This window comes from Alicyclobacillus herbarius DSM 13609 (assembly GCF_000430585.1).
Classification (GTDB): Bacteria; Bacillota; Bacilli; order Alicyclobacillales; family Alicyclobacillaceae; genus Alicyclobacillus_G; species Alicyclobacillus_G herbarius.
Map to the genome: position 1 here is coordinate 42550 of NZ_AUMH01000010.1, position 18535 is coordinate 61084.

Consider the following 18535-nt stretch of genomic DNA (forward strand, 5'->3'; position numbering starts at 1 on the left):
CGACTAAACTGGTGTCAGACTGGCGTCGCAAGGGGCGCAAGGGGGTGCGTTTCGCCATGACCAACCCGAAGTTGGTGGAGAAGCAGAAGCTGAAAGAGCAAATCATGCGTGAACAGGCCAAGGCTCGTCCAGATTGGCTGAAGATCCAAATTCGGACGGGTCCCAATTATAAACAGCTGAAGGAGATCATGCGCGGGCAATCGTTACATACTGTCTGCGAGGAGGCGCGCTGTCCCAACATCTACGAGTGCTGGGAGCATCGTACCGCCACATTCATGATCCTCGGCGACGTATGCACCCGGGCTTGCCGATTCTGTGCCGTCACCAGTGGGCGTCCCAGCCACCTGGATTTGGCCGAACCAAAACGGGTGGCGGATGCGGTGGTGGCCATGGGGTTGCAGCACGTCGTCGTGACCAGCGTGGCCCGGGACGACCTGGATGACGGGGGCGCCTCGATTTTTGCGGCCACGATTCGAGCCATTCGAGAGCGGGTGCCCGAGTGCGGTGTGGAAGTTCTCATCCCAGACTTTATGGGGAATTGGGATGCCTTAAAGGTGGTGCTCGACGCTTCACCCGACATCCTCAACCATAATGTGGAGACGGTGCGGCGATTGTCGGATAAGGTACGGTCCAAGGCCAAGTATGACCGGACGTTGGAGCTTTTGCGGCGCAGTAAAGAGATGCGGCCAGACATTCGTACGAAGTCAAGTATTATGGTGGGTCTGGGTGAAACCATCGAGGAAATTCTCGAAACAATGGATGACCTCCGAGCTGTGGATTGCGATATCCTGACCATCGGCCAGTACCTGCAGCCAACCAAGAAACACCTGCTGGTTGAGAAGTTCTATACGCCGACTGAGTTTTTACGGCTGAGGGGAGAGGGGTTGAAACGAGGCTTTGCCCATGTCGAATCCGGTCCGCTGGTGCGCAGCTCCTATCATGCTCATGAACAGGTCCTGCGTGCGGACGGTAAGCCCTTGCAGTCTTTGACGGCGAACGAACGTACCGGTGCTGAGTTACCACGGAGCGCCCCACAACGGGTAGAGGCGGCGGGTCAGGCATGAATCGAATACCTGGAGTCTGGCGTTCTTTAGGTCGTCTCGAATACGATGCGGCCTTGGCGGAACAAATGGCACAGCGGGACGCTTTGCTGAAGGAGCAGGACGAAACGCAAACGGTGTTCGCCGTCGAGCACCCTTCAACCATTACCATCGGCAAAGCGGGTACGTTTGCCCACGTTGTGGCGCCCCGTCCGTTCCTGGAGCAGAAAGGGTTTACGATTCGCGAGGTCGACCGCGGCGGGGATGTCACCTATCACGGGCCTGGGCAATGGGTGCTCTATCCCGTGTTGCACCTGAGCCCTTGGGAAAATGATGTATCGCGGTATGTGCGAATGTTAGAGGAGACGGTGATTCGGGCTTTGGCTGAGGTCGGAATTCGGGGCGAGCGCAGTGAGGGTTACCCTGGGGTGTGGGTTCAAGACCGCAAGATCTGTGCAATCGGCGCAAGCGTCAAGCGACGGATGAACGGCGAGTTCGTCACGGCACACGGATTGGCGCTGAATGTGACGACCGACCTGAGCCACTTTGACACCATTATCCCCTGTGGCATTACCGACCGTGGCGTAACCTCGGTGGCTGCAGAACTCGGTCAGGAAGTTCCGTTTTTCGAATGGGAAGACCGCTTGCGCAGATCATTCGCGGATGTGTTCCATATGGATTTCTAAGCCCTGCTTGGCCTTGGCGGTGAACGCCAAGGCTAAGGTCTGAAGGGTCAGGAATAAAGAATGAGGGGGACGGGAAGATGACGCCACTTGCCGCAACAAGCGCCGTGATGGTCGCTCTGTGTCTGGCGTTCATGGGGGTTATCTGGGTTGCCGGGGGATTTGTCGGGCGCGGCCGCGGATGATGCCGTGGCAGGCAATCTTGAGGGAAGCTTGAAGTTCTAAGAAAGCGTGAAGTTCATGGACGAGTCCATCGCTTATCAACTGTTTTGTGATTTTGTCCAATTGGAGAGCCCCTCCTTGCATGAGGGCAAAGTGGCGCGGCGTTGCCAAGAGGAACTCGAACGTCTTGGTTGTCAGGTGGAATTCGATACTGCTGGGGACGAGCTCGGCGGGGAGACCGGTAATCTGTACGCTACACTGCCCGGGGACGACTCGCGTGTGCCAATTTTGCTGACCGCGCACATGGATACGGTCGCGCCCGGCGTGGGCATTCGGCCGCAGCTTGGTCCGGACGGGGTCATTCGCAGTGATGGGACGACCATTCTCGGGGCGGATGATAAGGTGGGCATTACGGCGATTTTGCTGGCGCTCCGGAAACTCGTTCTTCGCGGCGACAGCCACGGTCCGATTCAAGTCGTGTTTACAATCGCGGAGGAACTCGGACTGAGAGGATCGGCCGCCGCGGATGCTGGGCGATTGTTCGCGAAATATGGGTTGTGTCTGGATTCGGGTGGGGAGCCAGGAACCTTTGTCGTGGGCGGTCCGTCGCAAATTCGTTGGCAAGCGGAGGTGCGAGGACGGGCGGCACATGCGGGAGTCGCACCGGAACAAGGCATCAGCGCCATTCAGGTCGCGGCACGCGCTGTGGCGCGTATCCCGCACGGCCGAATCGACGCCGAGTCTACCGTCAACATCGGCAGTTTCATCGGCCAGGGACCGACCAATGTCGTTCGCGATAAAGTCCAGATTATCGGCGAAGCCCGGAGTTTAAGCGATGTTCGGTTGCAACAAATTATGGATGATATGGAAGCCGTCTTTCGGGAGGTAGCGACTAGGCATGGCGCCGAGTTGGATTTCATCTATCATCAAACCTACAGAGGCTTTCGCTTCGATCGGACCCACCCGTTGCCACGCTTGGCCGAGATGGCTGCGCGACGGGCCGGGCTCAGTCCCAAAGCGGTTACGAGCGGTGGGGGCAGTGACGCGAATCACTTTACGGCGATGGGTATACCCACGTTGAACGTGGGCGTCGGTTATCAAGACATTCATTCGCCGCAGGAGCGGGTGGCCGCTCGGGACATCGTGCGGGCGGCTCGTTTTGTCTATGAATTCCTTCGCCTCGCTTAAGCTCCAGCAGTCGAAGCCTTTTCGCATACGACTTTTTGCACGCGTACAAACTGAACGTGATGGGCGGACAAACTCCGCCAGCGTTTGGGGGGATGAACGTGCAAAAAGTCTCGGACAGGGCTCTGAGTCAGGCAACGAAGTGGTTACCCAGCCATCATTCGCATGCGTCCGGTCATATAAGCGTATGGGAACTCATCTTTATTGGTGTCGGTGGTATCATTGGTGCTGGGTTTTTTCTTGGCTCCGGGCAGCCAATTCGCGCGGCGGGGCCATCGGTTCTATTGGCCTTTCTACTGGGAGCGCTCGTCACGACGCAGACCATAGGGGCCGTCACGTCGATTTTTACTTTTATGACGTGGTTTGTTATTTTATGGACGTTTTTGGTTTGGCGCAAGAAGACCACGGGGGATGATCAGTTTGTCTCAACCCTGGCTTTTGGCCAGCCGTGGATGACCATCGTGACAATGGTCTTCATCGTCATCTTGGCCGGATACGCGTTAACGGATAAAGATCAACGCCTTGGTTTTTACACATGTTTGGCTGTTTGGGCGCTTCTTTGCGCGGTATACGCGTTATTTCTAAGAGGGAAGGCGACACATGTTGAATTCAACTCCGAAGGACAGTCACCTGATAGAACGAATCGTTGAGGTAAAACAAATTTATCAGGGCCGTATCATTCGCCTGGAAGAATGCACCGTGGCACTTCCCAACGGGAAGCAGGCCGGCCGCGAGGTGATTCGCCACCCTGGGGCCGTGGCGGTGTTGGCCGAGTTATCGAATGGCCGTGTTCTGTGCGTGCGCCAGTATCGGACGGCGCCGGGAGAGGTATTGTTGGAGATTCCGGCCGGCAAGTTAGAGTCGGGGGAAGATCCGATGGCTTGTGCGCGGCGTGAATTGGCCGAGGAAACGGGCAGCGAGGCGAATCAACTGCGCCTTGTCGGGTCGTTTTATACCAGTCCTGGATTTGCGGACGAGCAACTGCATCTGTTCTATGCTTTTGGGGTTGAACCGGGACAAGCGCATCCGGATGAGGACGAATTTGTGGAAACCGTCGCGTTGACGCCGGAGGAAGTCCGGGAGGCCGTCATGAAGGGACACGTGAAAGACGCGAAAACGTGGATTGGTTTCCAATGGTGGCTGTTGTACAAAGCTGGCATCGTGGTATGAGTACGTTTTACGCCGATTTTCATGTGCACATCGGTCGTGCTCAAGGTCAGCCGGTCAAAATGGCGGCTGCCGCGACGCTGACTTTAGCGAACCTTTTACAACACGCGAGCGAGAAAAAAGGTATCCATATTGTTTGCGTCATCGACGGGGTTTGTCCGCCCGTCCAGGTCGAGGTCCGGGAACTGATGGAGCGCGGTGAATTGGTTCCAATGCGTGGGGGAGGTCTCTCCTATCAAGGAAAGCTGACAGTCATTCTCGGCGCAGAGGTCGAGATTGCGGGCCCGTACGGAGGGGCCGCCCACTTTGGTTGCTGGTTTGGCGATTTATCGGCCGCTGCCGACTTTTCCGCGTGGCTTGCGACGGTCCAGAAAAATCCCGGGTTGTCCTCCCAGCGAGCGCGTACCACTGCCGTTGAGCTGCAGCGCCAAGTTCGTGAACGAGACGGGCTGTTTATTATCCATCACGCATTCACGCCCCACAAAGGCATGTACGGAAACTGTGTCCGACACATGGCCGATATGGTCAATCCGGAATGGGTCGATGCGGTGGAATTGGGCTTGTCGGCGGACACCGATATGGCGGATTGTCTCGAGGAGTTATCCGGGTTTACGTTTCTGTCCAATTCGGATGCCCACTCACTGCCGAAAATTGCTCGCGAGTACAATCGCCTTGAACTTGCGGATGCGTCCTTCGAGCAGGTGCGCCAGGCACTACGACGGAGCGGTCAAGCCCGGGTGACGGGCAACTATGGTTTGACTCCAGCACTCGGCAAATATCACCGATCCGCCTGCAAGCGTTGCGGGAATCCGTGGGAGCCTGGGCAGACACGGTGCGCGTGCGGATCGGACAAAGTTGTCATGGGCGTTTATGACCGGTTGGTGGTCATCCGTGATATGGATAAGCCGGTACACCCCAGCCATCGTCCCCCTTATGTTCACCAGGTCCCGCTGGAATTCGTCCCTGGGCTGGGACCAAAAACGAGGGCGCGGCTGTTGGACGCGTTCGGATCTGAGATGGCCGTGCTGCATCAGGCTACTGAGAGCGACCTGGAGGAGGTGGTTGGGGCGGAACTGGCGCGTCGGATTGAGGATGCCCGCAGCGGTCGGATGGCCGTGACTGCGGGACGCGGAGGCGTCTACGGAAAACTACGGGTGGAATAAGAAGACGGATGGACGGGGGATGGAACGCACCGGCATAGCCGTCGATTCGTGGACATATACTCTCCGTGAGCTTGTACCAAACGGGGGGATGGCTGTGAAGACGGCCAGCATAGGAATCGTTTGGCCCAGCCTAGGACGGCAGTTTGCATCCAACTGGCGTGACGAAGCGAGCTGGAATGTTTGGGCGTTCTTATGTGGCATTGGACTCTGTGGCCTCGTATTTGGCGCCGTCGTGGCGGGAGAAGTCAGCGGCAACGACGCTGTGGTATTCAACGCAGCGGTGCAGCAGGTGCTCACAGCCATTACGCAACACCAACTGGCCAGCGCCCACGATTTGTGGTGGCAGCGCATGATTGGGGACACACAGTTGCTCTTGTTAATCGCGTTGTTCGGTGTCTCGGTTATCGGCGTGCCGTTTGTCGTCATCGCGATTTTCCTGCGTTCGTTCAGCCTAGGGTTCGCGGTGGGGTTTACGGTCATTCAATTTGGCTGGAAGGGTTGGGTCTTGGCCAGCTTCGGCATGTTCCTCCACCAGGTGTTATCGATGGCCGTTCTGTTCTGGGCTGGCGTCATTGCGATGCGTTTTAGCGCGGCATTGCTGCGGCATATCTATCCGTTGCCACGGCTGACGATGGCGTTGACCCGTTACGCCTTGAAGATGGCTGTCTGTATCCTCATGCTCATGCCGGGGGCGTTTGTACAAGCCTATTTGACGCCACACTTGTTGGCGCGCTTGCTGGTCTCGTGATTTCGTATTGGTTATGGGGAGGAGACCGTTAAGGGAGGCTTGCGGTTTGCCGAAACGTTTTACGGTGCGCAACGAATCGTTTGAGTGTGCCCATTGCGGCCGAATGGTTCCCCCGGCCAGTCGTACGTGCCGAAACCATTGTCCATACTGCCTCTACTCCGTACATCTGGATGAATTTCCGGGGGATAGAGCGGCCGACTGCGGTGGTTTAATGCAGCCGATTGCGGTCATGCATCACAGCAAGAAAGGGTATCAGTTGGTTCACCGCTGCCTCAAATGTGGTACGGAGCGTCGAAATATCGCGCTGTTGGACGATCCGATTGAACCCGATTCGCTGGAGAAAATTCTTTCCTTGATGGCGCACGGTGGACCATGACTCGGAATGAGAGTGGTCAATTGGGGGTGGAAACGATGTCGGGCTGGCACGACTTTTTCCGTGCCCTTCGTCTTTGTCTGGCCATCTGGTTGATTGCAGCCGCCATTTTTGTTCTACAAGCTATGCTCGTGCGCGTGTTCCCGTCCGCTGGGGACCACGTCCCGTCACGTCCTTATGTTTCCGTTTTTGTAGCTCCGTCCGACATCTCCCTCACGCATTCAGAAAAACCGCTTCAACACCTATTCCTTTCTTTGTGCCAGTATTTCTACCAGGCGGGACCCTGAGCCTTTTTCGGACAATCTCTATGTCTGCGTGGGGAGGATTTCTACCCTGGGTTGTGGAAGTAACTCTTTGACACGGTAAAACCGCATGATGAAGGTGGCCTCGAAGGAGTTTGACCATGACGCAATGGATTACGGATTTCTCAGATTACCTCGTCATAGAACGCGGCCTGTCAAAGAACACATTGGAGTCGTATCGAAGGGATTTGGCCACGTTTCTCGCCTATATCGAAGATGAATACCATATTTCGGTGGAAGCGATTACTCAACAGCACATTCTTGCGTACCTGGCGAGGTTACGTCAACAAGGACGCGCCAATTCAACCATTTCGCGAAACCTGGCAAGTATACGTTCGTTCTTTCATTATTTATTGACGATTGAGGCCTTAACGGTAGATCCGACGGCGCATATCGATACGCCGAAAATTGAAAAGCGATTGCCCAAGGTCCTAAGCGAGGACGAGGTGGAACGTCTGTTAGCGACGCCCAACCTACAGACCGCAGCGGGGCTGCGGGATCGGGCCATGCTTGAGCTTTTGTATGCTACTGGAATTCGCGTGAGTGAATTGGTTTCGTTAAACGTGGAAGATTTAAACCTCGCGGCAGGGTTTGTTCGCTGCACTGGAAAAGGCGATAAAGAGCGCGTAATTCCGGTCGGGGAAATTGCCGTGCAGGTTCTCTCCCTCTATCTGCAGCAGTCCCGGCCGACGTTGTTGCGCGAGAATGTCGATTCGGCATTGTTTTTAAACCACCTCGGGGAACGTATGTCTCGGCAGGGGTTTTGGAAACTCCTAAAGAAGTACGCGAAGATTGCCGGGATTGTTAAAGATATCACGCCGCACACATTGCGCCATTCTTTCGCTACCCACCTGTTGGAGCGAGGAGCGGATTTGCGGGCGGTACAAGAAATGCTGGGTCACGCCGACATCTCGACCACACAAATTTACACGCACGTCACCCGCGGACGGCTGCGGGAACTGTATGCAAGTTCACACCCGCGGGCGTGATGAAGTTGGCTGGTAGAGCTTGATTCGGAAAGGAGATATCCGGAGCGTGCAGCGTCGCCGATGCATCTGGATTGTGTTGGACAGCGTAGGGATTGGGGCAGCCCCAGATGCGGGAATGTATGGTGAGGCGGATGCCGCCAGCAACACCTTGTTGCATGTCGCGCAAGCCGTGCCAGAATTTCAGGTGGCGAACCTGGCACGTCTTGGTCTCACGCGTCTGCAACCGTTGCCCGGCGTAGCCGACAAGCCTGTGCGTGGAGCGTTTGGTCGAATGCGGGAGCAATCGGTCGGGAAAGACACGACCAATGGACACTGGGAATTTGTCGGCGTCATTCTTCGTGACCCTTTACCCGTCTACCCAAACGGGTTTCCGCAGGAGGTTCTCGATCCGTTCGAGGCGTATGTCGGGAAGCGTGTCCTCTGCAATCGTCCGGCATCGGGAACGGTTGTGATTGAAGAGTTCGGCCCCGAACACGTCGCCACAGGCAGACCCATCGTGTATACTTCGGCAGATAGTGTCTTCCAGATTGCCGCGCACGAAGAGGTTGTGCCGGTGAACACCTTATATGACTGGTGCCGTTTTGCGCGTAGGATTTTAACGGGCAGACACGCGGTCGGCCGCGTGATTGCCCGTCCGTTTGTCGGTACGCCCGGAAACTACCGGCGCACACATCGCCGAAAGGATTTTTCCCTCTCCTTTGGGAAAACGGTCTTGAATTCGATACAAGAGGCTGGACTCCCTGTTACGGGTTTGGGGAAGATTGCGGACATTTACGGGGGTTCCGGGATCACCACGGCTATCCATACGGCGAACAACGAGGATGGCATGGACAAGCTATTGGCTCAAATGGAGAAACAGGAGATTGGGCTCATTTACATAAACCTGGTGGACTTTGACGCTTTATACGGGCATCGGGGAGATGCGAAGGGCTTCGCCCGGGCTCTTGAATCTTTTGACCGGTGGTTAGGCACCGTCTTGGATAGCTTGCGGGAAGACGACCTGCTTTGTATCACGGCGGATCATGGATGTGATCCGACCACCGCAGGCACCGACCATACGCGGGAATGGGTGCCGCTCTTGTTTTACCATCGCGGTATTCAGGAACCGATTCCCCTTGGTGACCGTTCGACGTTCGCCGACGTGGGCGCCACCATTGCGGAGTTTTTCGGGGTGAGGCGCCCGCCGGTGGGCACCAGCGTGCTTTCCATGCTCTTGTAATGTGTCCGGACAACCTCTTTTAGCCGGGCAAAAACTGGCCTCTTGCCCCTGCATGAATGCTCCTCTCGCACCTCACGCTAAGCAGAGGAGGTGAGGAGCACATGCCAAAAGGGGTCACCTGCTTTGTTGAAGAGTGTGTATTTAACGCGGATGAACGGTGCCGAGCAGAGGAAATTGAGGTCCGTTCAAACGGAAACGATATTGTCGGAACCAGCAAGGGGACGATGTGCCGTACGTTCCGTTATCGTGACTTTGATGACGGCCACGTCGGTTCGGGATTCGAGGCACACCCGTAAACATTCCGCGTTTGTAAAGTGCATGTCTGGACAACTTTGTCAAGGATGCCTGTACAGGGGGGCATCCTTTTCTTATGGCCAAATCATAATCGGCGGGAGTTGTTGCACAATACATCGTGAACTGTGACCTCATACAATAGGAGGACGAACGGAATGGGAAAGGGGATACACCGACTCAGTGCGGTATGGATTTCGCTGGTTTGCTGTTCCGTGTTGCTGGCGTCCGGATCGCCCAAAGCGTGGGGAGATAATCGGCCTGCTGACGTACGGATTGGCATTCAGGATCACGGCGTGGTACCCATGCGGGAAGCCCCGTCAGACAGTGACGATTTGGCGGAGCATGCGCGCTCGGCCGTGGTCATGGATTATGCGACGGGAAAGATTCTGTTTGAAAAGGACGCCCACGAGCGTCTGCCGATGGCGAGCATCACGAAGATCATGACCATGCTGTTAATTATGGAGGATCTAGACCGCGGCAAGATTAAGCTGACCGATTCGGTCAAGGCGAGTGAGTATGCGGCCAGCATGGGGGGCTCGCAGATCTTTCTCGAACCGGGCGAAGTGATGACGGTCGATGACCTTATGAAGGGCATTGCCGTAGCGTCCGCGAATGACGCCTGTGTCGCGATGGCGGAATACCTTTCTGGCACTGAAAAGGCGTTTGTCCGCAGAATGAATGAAAAGGCACGCGAGTTGGGCATGGAGGATACCCATTTTGTGAACTGCAATGGGTTGCCGGCGCCCAATCATTATAGCAGTGCCCACGATATCGCGCTCATGTCGCGCGAACTCCTCAAACACAGCCAAATTACGCGTTGGACGTCCGTATACAGTGACTATCTCCGCAAAGACACCACGCATCCGCTCTGGCTTGTCAATACCAATAAGCTGGTCCGCTTTTACGACGGGGTGGACGGCTTAAAAACTGGGTACACCTCTGAAGCAAGATACTGTTTGTCGGCAACGGCCAAGCGCGGCGAGTTTCGTGTGATTGCCGTGGTCATGGGCGAACCAAGAGTAACCGTTCGCAACCAAGAGGTCAGCCAATTGCTCAACTGGGCGTTTGGTCAATTTGAATCGAAGGTTCTGTACCCAGCCGGACAGGTTGTGGGCAAAGCCGAGGTATTGCGTGGGAATCCGCCCTTTGTTCCAGTTAAGGTTGCAGATACGGTAGGGGTCCTGCGGGAAAAAGGCAGCAGTGGGAAGTATGAGACAAGACTGCGCTTGCAACGCGTAAAGGCTCCCGTACAAGAGGGACAGACCCTCGGCAAGCTGGAGGTGTTTGATACGGAGCACCAGTGGATCGTGGCGGAAGTTCCCGTGGTGGCTGCGAAATCGGTCAAGAAAGCCGGCTTCTTTCAAAGTATGGGTCAGACCGTTCGTCGCATGGTCACCTTGGGGAAATAAATAGGACCGGGGCCGGTTGGGTACCATCGGCCCAACCGGTCTGATGATGTCGAGATGCGTGAGATTCGGCGGGATTGCGTCGATTTCTGTTATTGTTCAGGAAATAATCGCTTCAGAGGTTTTCCTGGACCCGAGACTGCAACGAAGTGTCGACGGATGAGGTGAATAGATTGCAGTTGTGCCGACAGGGCCGCCTTTGGTCGCCCCAGTTTCCGATACAACCAGCTCTGCCGTTGCCATATCCGTAACCTGGTCAAGGGGTCTTCTACCTTATCACAGAGCTGTAATGCTTCGTCCAAACAGCTCGCGGCTTCTTCAAACCGGTTTTGTTCCGTAAAGCATGCGGCCTTTACCAGGAGGGCCTCAATGGCGAGTTCAGGTTCTCGCAGGCTTGTCGGGCGGATCCCTTGCACAGTTGTCAAGGCGGCTTCCGTATCTCCAAGGGCAAACTGGTTTTTCGCCATTTCCAACTGCAGTTTCGCCAATCGGGGGAAGTCGTGCCGCAGCGAGCGCTGTTTCTCACAATTCGTCAGGTGGTCGATGGCGGCTTTATGGCGTCCTTGGCGACGCAGGATGACAGCTTGATTGATGAGACACTGGTGTACGCCCCGCATGTTCCCAGCCGCTCGGTAAAAAGCCAACGCCGTCTCCGTGTGGGACTGTGCACGCTCGAATTCTTGAATCTCCACCAATACGTTTGCAAGACCATGGTGAATCACGGCTAAGTCTCGTGGATACTGGAAGGCTTCCGCTGCTTGGCAGGCCCTTTGGTAATGGAAGAGGGCTTGTTCCTGCAGGCCAAGAATGTAATACGTGCGTGCGAGATTGTTTTCTAGCTTGACTGCGACCGGCATGCGTAACTCGGGGTGGCGCATGAGCAGTTCGCTGCCGCGCTGCCAGTACATTGCGGCCGCGGTCAAGCGGCGACGTCCGCGTTCAATCTGGCCCAGCTGGTATAAGTCGTGTACACTTGTCGAAATGTCCTCGTGTTCCAGGGCGAAGGCTAACGCAGACTCGAGCATACGGATGGCCTCGTCCGTGAAACCCAACTGTAAACAGCTCTCTGCCAAATCGGTAAACACCTTGTCCCTGCGCACCTGAGCTGGGATATCCTCAATCACCTGAAGGAGCAGCCGGCGGGCCTCGGCCGGTTGGTTGTTTTCCAGGAATGTCTTTGCTTGTCGATAACGCTGCAAATTTTCGTTGGATTTGAACAATGCCCGAATCTCTTCTGGGTCTGCATCGAGCCGCTGCAGCAGTTGCTCGAGCAGCCGTTCCGAAGGAATGACTCGATCCGATTCGATTTGGCTGATCATGCTCGCTGTGACTAAATTTTCGCCTAGGGCAGACTGGGTGAGCCCTTTGGCCATACGCAGCTCTCGTAGTTTACTTCCCAAGGTATGTTCCATATTCGTCCCCCAACCCTACATACGACTCCATGTATTCTACTATAAATTCCGGTTTCTAGATATCCCTTGCCAACCGATTAGAGCGACTTTTTTGTCGAATTTGCGGGTATTCCTTCTACTTTTGTCAGCCTTGCAGGAGTTATCGTCCTCTTCTCAAATAATAAAGCAGAGTCAAACGAGGAGGGCAAACGTATGGCTATGCAGCTGGAGGTACACAATGGCGTGATTGTGGTTCGGCTCGACGGGGAGCTTGGCCATCACGAAGTGGAATCGATTCGCAATCAGATCGAGAGTGCATTGAATAAAACCGGGTACCAGGGATTGGTGATGTCGTTTCGAGACATCGATTTTGTCGACAGTTCGGCCCTAGGGCTAATCCTCGGCCGCTATAAATCGGTGACGGAAAGGCGCGGCAAAATGGCTTTGTGTGAGGTCAACGCACCGCTCGCGCGGTTGTTTGAATTGTCTGGGCTCAAACGGATTTTACCGATTGCTGGGACGGTTGAGGAAGCTTTGCAATGGGTTCAGGAGGGTTGAATCATGAACCAGCCACTGAATACGAAAGTCGCGGTTGAAAACTATCTTCGTTTGCAGTTCCCTGCGCGGTCGGAAAACGAATCTCTGGCTCGGGTCGCGGTAGCTTCTTTTGCCGCCCAACTGGATCCCACGATGGAACAATTGACCGAGTTGAAGACCGCAGTATCCGAAGCGGTCACAAACGCCATCATTCATGGGTATGAAGATTGCCCCGGAGAAGTCCGCATCGAGTGTTCCATCCGGGAGGGGGTGGTGGAAATCGTGGTTGAGGACGACGGAGTCGGCATTGCGGATATCGCACAGGCCAAGCAGCCGCTCTATACGTCGAGACCCGAATTAGAGCGGTCCGGAATGGGTATAACGATTATGGAAAACTTCGTAGATGAGCTAGTCATTGAATCCATTCCCGAGCATGGCACCAAGGTCCGGATGCGCAAACGTATGGCCCCGGCGCCAAACCGTCAGTGATAGGAGTTTCCGTCCATGGATTATGTCAAGGATCCGGAAGAACGGTCACGCAGGTACAGCGATGAAGAGATTCGTCGGCTGATTCAGCAGAGTCAGCAGGGAGACCTTGTGGCACGCGATGAACTTGTGCTCAGCAACCAGCGGCTTGTCTGGGCGGTCGTGCAAAGGTTTCTTGGACGCGGATACGAAGCCGACGACCTGTTTCAAATCGGGGTTATCGGCTTGATGAAGGCGGTCGATAAATTTGACTTGAATTACGACGTTAAGTTCTCTACATACGCCGTGCCGATGATCATCGGCGAAATTCAGCGTTTTCTTCGTGATGACAGCACTGTGAAGGTCAGCCGCAGCCTGAAAGAAACAGCGCGGCACATTCGAAGGACCCGGGACGAACTGGCTAAGCGACTCGGGCGTCAGCCGCAGATTACGGAAATCGCGAATGAATTGGGGCTTGACCCAGCCGAGGTCGTATTTGCGCAAGAGGCGCTGCGCGCGCCCACGTCCATTCATGAAACGGTGTTTGAAAACGATGGCGATCCGATTTATTTAATGGATCAAATCGCCGATGAGGAGAGCACTGCTTGGTTTGACCGCATCGCCCTGCACGAAGTCTTGGGGCGATTGCCGGCACGGGAAAGGTTGATTGTTTATCTACGCTTCTTTAAAGACAAGACGCAATCGGATGTCGCCTCTGTGCTTGGGATCTCGCAAGTGCAGGTCTCTCGCCTCGAAAAGAGAATCCTTCGCACCATTCGCCAGCAGCTCGAATCCTAAAAGGCATGTTCCAACAACCTTTCAAAGTGAATTCGATTAGTTCCCATCCCCCCGGGCATACTACCTAAGCGGCGCGTCCCCGGGGTTTTTTATAACCTCGTGGCCCAAAAACGAGGTACGTGACATGAGGAGGAGTCGTTATGCCTGCACGCGTACGGCAGGATGCCGCAGACTACCAGCAGTTGGCTCAACATCACAGTCCACCCAGACCCATCTTGCGAAATACGGTGCGTGCTTTTTTGATTGGCGGTGGGATTTGTGTGATTGGCCAAATCGTGCTTCTCTTGTTTGTACGTTACGGTCATTTCTCGCCGAAGGAAGCTGGCAATCCGACCAGTGCCGTAATGGTTCTCCTATCGGTCATCTTTACAGCCCTTGGGGTTTATGACCGGTTTGCAGCCTGGGCAGGTGCCGGATCGGCCGTGCCCATCACCGGGTTTGCCAACACGATGGCATCGGCCGCGATGGAGTACCGCAGTGAGGGATTAGTTCTCGGTGTCGGCGGAAACATGTTCAAACTGGCCGGTCCGGTGATTGTCTACGGCGTGGTAAGCGCCTTTTTCGTCGCGTTGGCCCGCTACTTGATTGGGCATCTATAAGTGTCCGGACAACCTCTGTAAGGTATGTTTGGCTGACGAGGAGGGTTTACAATGCCGCGCGTGGGGACTCAGACGTGGCAGTTTGCCCATCCGCCGTGCGTATTGGCGACGGGCACGGTGGCCGGGAAGAATGAAGGGCAGGGTCCTTTAGGGGATGAGTTTGACGTTCGCCATAACGATGACCGAATGGGTATGAATACTTGGGAGCAAGTGGAACAGCATCTGTTTGACGAGGCGGTGGAGGTGGCTTTAAAAAAAGCAAACCTAAAACCGCCGGACATCGACCTCATGATTGGTGGCGATTTGAACGCGCAGCTCTGCGGGTTTTATTTCGGCCTCCGTTCGTATCCCATTCCCGCATTGGGGATTTACAGTGCCTGCGCCTCTATCTGTGAGGCGCTTGCCATTGGGGCTTTGACCATCGACAGTGGTTATGCCAAACAGGTCATCGTCGGGACGTCCAGTCATTATTCCACCGCCGAACGTCAATTTCGCTTTCCGACGGAGTATGGCATCCAGAAGCCGCCGACGGCACAACGAACCGTGACGGGGGCGGGCGTCGCAATTCTCAGTGACACTGGGGGAACGGTACGTATCTCTGCGGCGACAATTGGTCAAGTGGTGGATATGCAAATCAAGAGCCCGTGGGAAATGGGCGCCGCCATGGCACCCGCTGCCTATAGCACGATAACCGCTCATCTGCAGGATACGGGTCGTACTCTGGACGATTTCGATTGCATTGCCACCGGGGACCTGGGCCAAGTCGGCCATAATATCCTGCGTGACTTGTTTGCGCGGGATGGTTTACATCCGAACGAACGCCTGGTCGATTGCGGTTTACTCATCTACAGCAAGGATACACACGAGGTTTTATCTGGCGGCAGTGGAGGGGCGTGTTGTACCTTGGTGACCTTCGCGCATTTGTTGCGGCAAGTTGAGTCTGGGGTTTTTCGGCGAATTTTGGTTTCAGCTACAGGCGCGTTATTGTCTTCTGTGACTGCGCAACAGGGTGAAACCATACCTTCCGTTTCGCATGCGGTGGTGTTTGAAAGGGTGGATGATTGACCATGCAGACGGGGTGGATGGGTTTCCTCTATGCGTTTCTCGTCGGTGGAGCCATCTGTGCCATCGGTCAGGTCCTCATGGACTCCTTGAAGCTAAACCAAGGCCAGGTCATGGTGGTTCTGGTCGTCGCGGGCGCGATACTCGACGGCTTGGGCCTGTATGACCCACTGATGCGCTTTGCCGGGGCGGGGGCTACGGTTCCCATCACGAGTTTCGGCAACGCGCTGGTCCATGGAGCCCTGGCGGAGATGAAGTCACACGGATTGATAGGCGTTATCACGGGCATCTTCGAGGTAACGAGCGCGGGGATCTCTGCAGCCATCATTTTTGCCTTTTTGGCGGCGGTCGTCGCCAAACCAAAAGGCTGAGCCCTGATTTTACAGTTTGGGCTCGTCACTCTTCCCACACCGGAGACTTGTGCATACCCTGATGACGTAGACGCTCGCGGGTGGCGTTTCACATGATGGGAGATGATGCGGATGATTCACATGCTTTTATTCCTCCCGCGACTGTTCCGTTATTTCGGTATGTTCCAGACATTTATCACGGTGATCCGGCCGTTTTGGCCCCGCCTTGCCCGCCTGTGGCAACGTCCTCAGCCTACGGTGGCCCCAGCCCTGTGGTAAACCACAAACCGTAGCTTATACTGGAACTGACCTACACGTGGGAAAGGGGAGGGCCAGTGAGCGGATTTGTGGAGCTGGAACGCCGTGGGCAAGTACATCCTCAAATTCAGGTCGTTCGCCGCGGGCATACTCGCTATCTCCGGTTTGGTCGCCATGGCGGTTGGCAAGGAGCGCTGGACCTTTCCCGACCATGGCGGCCCGTATTCCCCTACCAGCGCGCATTTTCCACCGTCGTGGCGGCTACCGCTGGACCAGATAGCTTCTTCTGCCTCGGGATTGGCACGGGTACAGCGCTTCGTTCCGTCCGGCGCTGGTGGCCCAACTGCCGCCAGGTCGGCGTAGAGCTGGACGAAATCGTGCTGGAACTCGCATTCGACTTTTTCGATATCCCACCGACCGATGAGGTTCGATACTATGTAGGGGATGGAATCTCTTTTCTGCAGTCACATCCAGAGTGCTACGACCTGATGTTTATTGATGCGTACATGCGTGACCGCATCTACAGTCCCTGTCTAGATCCGTCCTTCGTTTCAGTCATTCACCAGCACCTAGGCGAGCGTGGAACCGTCGCCTTAAACATCATCATGGATTTTCCGCTAACTGGGGTCGTCGCCGAATTTCTGCAGGCACTCGTTGTACAGTTTGGGGAAGCGGCCGTACTGCCGGTCGGCTTCCCGGGTTCGGAGCAAAATTGTCTCGTCGTTGCTTCCCGAGCCCCCGCATTCGTGCAAGCCTGGCGGCGGCAGCTTGCCCAGCACCCGTGCCTCAGCTGGTATGAACGTTGGCTCTGGCCTTGGCGACTGAAGACATTCGGGTGACAAACGATGCTTGTGCTATAATAGACCCGCTATAGGTTATCATACGTGCGCATGAAAGCCGCAATGGGAATCAAACCTGGCTGCAAAAGGGGTTCGCCGCTTGTTTCAGAACCTGATTAGTCCGAACTTTATCTTCTACGTGATCACGATACCTATCAGCTTGGTCGTGCATGAGTTTGCCCACGCCTGGACCGCAAACCGCTTGGGGGACCCGACCGCTCGACTTGCCGGCCGGATGACCTTGAATCCCCTAGTTCATCTCGATCCGCTCGGGCTCATCCTGATTCTGTTTGGGCCCATCGGTTGGGCCAAACCGGTTCCTGTCGACGCGTCGCGTTTTTCTCACCCGCGTCGGGACCTCACCTTGGTCGCTCTGGCTGGGCCTGCGTCGAATTTCATCCTAGCCTGCATTTGCTTCGTGGTTTTGCGTTTGTTACCGGTGTCGGGATTTACACTCAATTCGTGGGCCTCATTTGGTTTACAGCTGCTCACCTGGGGAGCGGTTGTCAATGTGACCTTGTGCGTCTTCAATCTTATCCCCGTCCCGCCACTGGACGGTTCGCGCGTGGTGTCAGCTTTTGTGCCTTGGCGGTATATGAATTGGTACGGCCGGTATGAACTGTACGGTCCTTTCATCCTGCTCCTCATCGTCATCATCCCACCGCTTAGAAACGGGATTCTGTCGCCGATTCTGACTGCTGCCTGGAAGCTGGTGGCTTCTTGGTTCGGGTTTTACACGGGGGGGGTTTGAGATGGCGTACGAGATCGTGCTGGATGCGTTTAGCGGTCCGCTCGATCTGTTACTGCATCTCATCCAGAAGCACGAAATTGACATTCACGACATTCCCATCGCCCTAGTGACGGAACAGTACATGGAGTACCTACGGGCCATGGAAGAGCTGTCGCTCGAAATTGCGAGCGAGTTTTTGGTCATGGCAGCGACCCTGTTGGCCATCAAGAGCCGCATGCTGCTGCCGCGCCATAAGCCCGAGAGCGAGAGTGAGGAGGAAGTCGACGAAGACCCACGCGAACAACTCGTTCAGCAATTGTTGGAATATCAGCGCTGCAAATGGGCGGCCGAGCGGCTGCAGGAACTGGAGCGCAGACAGAGTTTGGTCTTTTCGCGCGAACCGATGGATTTGCGGCCATATGCTCCGGACGTCCCCCCGCCGGAGCCGATGAGCATGTGGGTGTTGATTGACGCTTATCGAGCGTTGATGCGGCGCGTACCCGCACAGGCACAAAGTGCTGAAATTAAAGGATCGGTCATCAGTGTGGATGAAATGATGGAAACCATCCTGGAGCGCCTTAGACGCTGGCGGAGTTGCCGCTTTCACGACCTTGTACCCCTGAACGGTACGCGGGAGGATTGGGTATCGGCTTTTCTCGCGTTGTTGGAGCTCATGAAAGAACGCTGTATCCGTTGCACCCAGGAACAGCCGTTCGACGAAATTCAGGTGGAACTGGTGGATGTGCCTGCCAGCGCGTGAAAAGGAGGGAGTCTT

22 protein-coding genes are annotated in these 18535 nt (G+C 55.6%); 21 read left to right on the forward strand and 1 reads right to left on the reverse strand.

The window, feature by feature from the left end:
• Positions 1-56 precede the first annotated feature (56 nt).
• From lipA to H522_RS18390, 12 genes are all read left to right on the forward strand, one after another.
• The gene (gene lipA / locus H522_RS18385; RefSeq protein WP_081411987.1) at positions 57-1064 is read left to right on the forward strand and encodes a lipoyl synthase; all 1008 of its coding nucleotides are present in this window, start codon (positions 57-59) and stop codon (positions 1062-1064) included.
• Entirely contained in the window at positions 1061-1726 is a 666-nt protein-coding gene (lipB, locus tag H522_RS0108155) for a lipoyl(octanoyl) transferase LipB (protein ID WP_026961935.1), read from the forward strand. The genes lipA and lipB overlap by 4 nt, the downstream gene beginning before the upstream one ends.
• A gap of 237 nt (positions 1727-1963) precedes the next feature.
• Positions 1964-3073, forward strand: coding sequence for a M20/M25/M40 family metallo-hydrolase (locus H522_RS0108165; protein ID WP_026961936.1), 1110 nt, complete (start codon positions 1964-1966; stop codon positions 3071-3073).
• Positions 3074-3171: 98 nt separating this feature from the next.
• A complete protein-coding gene (locus tag H522_RS0108170; RefSeq protein WP_026961937.1) occupies positions 3172-3720 on the forward strand; it encodes a hypothetical protein in 549 nt (182 codons plus the stop codon).
• Positions 3671-4240: an NUDIX hydrolase gene (locus H522_RS0108175; protein ID WP_051344066.1), complete on the forward strand. Its 570-nt coding sequence runs from the start codon at positions 3671-3673 to the stop codon at positions 4238-4240. Before H522_RS0108170 ends, H522_RS0108175 begins: the two co-directional genes overlap by 50 nt.
• On the forward strand, positions 4237-5400 hold the full coding sequence (locus tag H522_RS0108180) for an endonuclease Q family protein (RefSeq protein ID WP_026961939.1): 1164 nt from the start codon (positions 4237-4239) through the stop codon (positions 5398-5400). The genes H522_RS0108175 and H522_RS0108180 overlap by 4 nt, the downstream gene beginning before the upstream one ends.
• 94 nt (positions 5401-5494) lie before the next feature.
• Positions 5495-6148, forward strand: a complete 654-nt coding sequence (gene spoIIM, locus H522_RS0108185; protein WP_162143496.1) for a stage II sporulation protein M — start codon at positions 5495-5497, stop codon at positions 6146-6148.
• A 46-nt stretch (positions 6149-6194) separates the two neighbouring features.
• Positions 6195-6524 carry an RNHCP domain-containing protein gene (locus H522_RS0108190; RefSeq protein ID WP_026961941.1) on the forward strand — a complete coding sequence of 110 codons (330 nt, stop codon included), beginning with the start codon at positions 6195-6197 and terminating at the stop codon, positions 6522-6524.
• A gap of 400 nt (positions 6525-6924) precedes the next feature.
• Positions 6925-7812, forward strand: a complete 888-nt coding sequence (gene xerD, locus H522_RS0108200) for a site-specific tyrosine recombinase XerD (protein ID WP_026961943.1) — start codon at positions 6925-6927, stop codon at positions 7810-7812.
• Between the two features lie 46 nt (positions 7813-7858).
• On the forward strand, positions 7859-9031 hold the full coding sequence (locus H522_RS0108205) for a phosphopentomutase (RefSeq protein WP_026961944.1): 1173 nt from the start codon (positions 7859-7861) through the stop codon (positions 9029-9031).
• A gap of 101 nt (positions 9032-9132) precedes the next feature.
• Entirely contained in the window at positions 9133-9327 is a 195-nt protein-coding gene (locus H522_RS0108210; protein ID WP_026961945.1) for a DUF1540 domain-containing protein, read from the forward strand.
• A gap of 153 nt (positions 9328-9480) precedes the next feature.
• Positions 9481-10734: a D-alanyl-D-alanine carboxypeptidase family protein gene (locus H522_RS18390; protein WP_081411988.1), complete on the forward strand. Its 1254-nt coding sequence runs from the start codon at positions 9481-9483 to the stop codon at positions 10732-10734.
• A gap of 89 nt (positions 10735-10823) precedes the next feature.
• Here H522_RS18390 and H522_RS20470 read toward each other — a convergent pair whose 3' ends face one another.
• Complete coding sequence (locus H522_RS20470) at positions 10824-12143, reverse strand: helix-turn-helix domain-containing protein (RefSeq protein WP_051344069.1); 1320 nt, start codon at positions 12141-12143, stop codon at positions 10824-10826.
• A gap of 192 nt (positions 12144-12335) precedes the next feature.
• On the opposite strand from H522_RS20470, the gene H522_RS0108225 reads away from it, so the two are divergent.
• The 9 genes from H522_RS0108225 (at position 12336) to H522_RS0108270 (ending at position 18520) form a co-directional block, all read left to right on the forward strand.
• The gene (locus H522_RS0108225; protein WP_026961946.1) at positions 12336-12680 is read left to right on the forward strand and encodes an STAS domain-containing protein; all 345 of its coding nucleotides are present in this window, start codon (positions 12336-12338) and stop codon (positions 12678-12680) included.
• Positions 12681-12683: 3 nt separating this feature from the next.
• Entirely contained in the window at positions 12684-13148 is a 465-nt protein-coding gene (gene spoIIAB / locus H522_RS0108230) for an anti-sigma F factor (RefSeq protein ID WP_035453140.1), read from the forward strand.
• A 15-nt stretch (positions 13149-13163) separates the two neighbouring features.
• The gene (gene sigF / locus H522_RS0108235) at positions 13164-13922 is read left to right on the forward strand and encodes an RNA polymerase sporulation sigma factor SigF (protein WP_026961948.1); all 759 of its coding nucleotides are present in this window, start codon (positions 13164-13166) and stop codon (positions 13920-13922) included.
• Between the two features lie 140 nt (positions 13923-14062).
• Complete coding sequence (gene spoVAC, locus H522_RS0108240) at positions 14063-14521, forward strand: stage V sporulation protein AC (protein ID WP_026961949.1); 459 nt, start codon at positions 14063-14065, stop codon at positions 14519-14521.
• Positions 14522-14572: 51 nt separating this feature from the next.
• Positions 14573-15586, forward strand: coding sequence for a stage V sporulation protein AD (gene spoVAD / locus H522_RS0108245; RefSeq protein ID WP_026961950.1), 1014 nt, complete (start codon positions 14573-14575; stop codon positions 15584-15586).
• Between the two features lie 17 nt (positions 15587-15603).
• The gene (gene spoVAE / locus H522_RS0108250; protein WP_026961951.1) at positions 15604-15954 is read left to right on the forward strand and encodes a stage V sporulation protein AE; all 351 of its coding nucleotides are present in this window, start codon (positions 15604-15606) and stop codon (positions 15952-15954) included.
• Positions 15955-16268: 314 nt separating this feature from the next.
• The gene (locus H522_RS18400) at positions 16269-17030 is read left to right on the forward strand and encodes a spermidine synthase (protein ID WP_051344070.1); all 762 of its coding nucleotides are present in this window, start codon (positions 16269-16271) and stop codon (positions 17028-17030) included.
• Between the two features lie 100 nt (positions 17031-17130).
• Positions 17131-17781, forward strand: a complete 651-nt coding sequence (locus H522_RS0108265) for a site-2 protease family protein (RefSeq protein WP_051344071.1) — start codon at positions 17131-17133, stop codon at positions 17779-17781.
• Position 17782: 1 nt separating this feature from the next.
• Positions 17783-18520: a segregation and condensation protein A gene (locus H522_RS0108270; protein WP_026961953.1), complete on the forward strand. Its 738-nt coding sequence runs from the start codon at positions 17783-17785 to the stop codon at positions 18518-18520.
• Positions 18521-18535: the final 15 nt, after the last annotated feature.

Excerpts from the sequence above, each read along its gene's own strand:
- lipA (WP_081411987.1), top strand. The coding sequence starts at position 57 with ATGACCAACCCGAAGTTGGTGGAGAAGCAGAAGCTGAAAGAGCAAATC.
- lipB (WP_026961935.1), top strand. The coding sequence starts at position 1,061 with ATGAATCGAATACCTGGAGTCTGGCGTTCTTTAGGTCGTCTCGAATAC.
- H522_RS0108165 (WP_026961936.1), top strand. The coding sequence starts at position 1,964 with ATGGACGAGTCCATCGCTTATCAACTGTTTTGTGATTTTGTCCAATTG.
- H522_RS0108175 (WP_051344066.1), top strand. The coding sequence starts at position 3,671 with ATGTTGAATTCAACTCCGAAGGACAGTCACCTGATAGAACGAATCGTT.
- H522_RS0108180 (WP_026961939.1), top strand. The coding sequence starts at position 4,237 with ATGAGTACGTTTTACGCCGATTTTCATGTGCACATCGGTCGTGCTCAA.
- xerD (WP_026961943.1), top strand. The coding sequence starts at position 6,925 with ATGACGCAATGGATTACGGATTTCTCAGATTACCTCGTCATAGAACGC.
- H522_RS0108210 (WP_026961945.1), top strand. The coding sequence starts at position 9,133 with ATGCCAAAAGGGGTCACCTGCTTTGTTGAAGAGTGTGTATTTAACGCG.
- H522_RS18390 (WP_081411988.1), top strand. The coding sequence starts at position 9,481 with ATGGGAAAGGGGATACACCGACTCAGTGCGGTATGGATTTCGCTGGTT.
- H522_RS20470 (WP_051344069.1), bottom strand. The coding sequence starts at position 12,143 with ATGGAACATACCTTGGGAAGTAAACTACGAGAGCTGCGTATGGCCAAA.
- H522_RS0108225 (WP_026961946.1), top strand. The coding sequence starts at position 12,336 with ATGGCTATGCAGCTGGAGGTACACAATGGCGTGATTGTGGTTCGGCTC.
- spoIIAB (WP_035453140.1), top strand. The coding sequence starts at position 12,684 with ATGAACCAGCCACTGAATACGAAAGTCGCGGTTGAAAACTATCTTCGT.
- sigF (WP_026961948.1), top strand. The coding sequence starts at position 13,164 with ATGGATTATGTCAAGGATCCGGAAGAACGGTCACGCAGGTACAGCGAT.
- spoVAC (WP_026961949.1), top strand. The coding sequence starts at position 14,063 with ATGCCTGCACGCGTACGGCAGGATGCCGCAGACTACCAGCAGTTGGCT.
- spoVAD (WP_026961950.1), top strand. The coding sequence starts at position 14,573 with ATGCCGCGCGTGGGGACTCAGACGTGGCAGTTTGCCCATCCGCCGTGC.
- spoVAE (WP_026961951.1), top strand. The coding sequence starts at position 15,604 with ATGGGTTTCCTCTATGCGTTTCTCGTCGGTGGAGCCATCTGTGCCATC.
- H522_RS0108270 (WP_026961953.1), top strand. The coding sequence starts at position 17,783 with ATGGCGTACGAGATCGTGCTGGATGCGTTTAGCGGTCCGCTCGATCTG.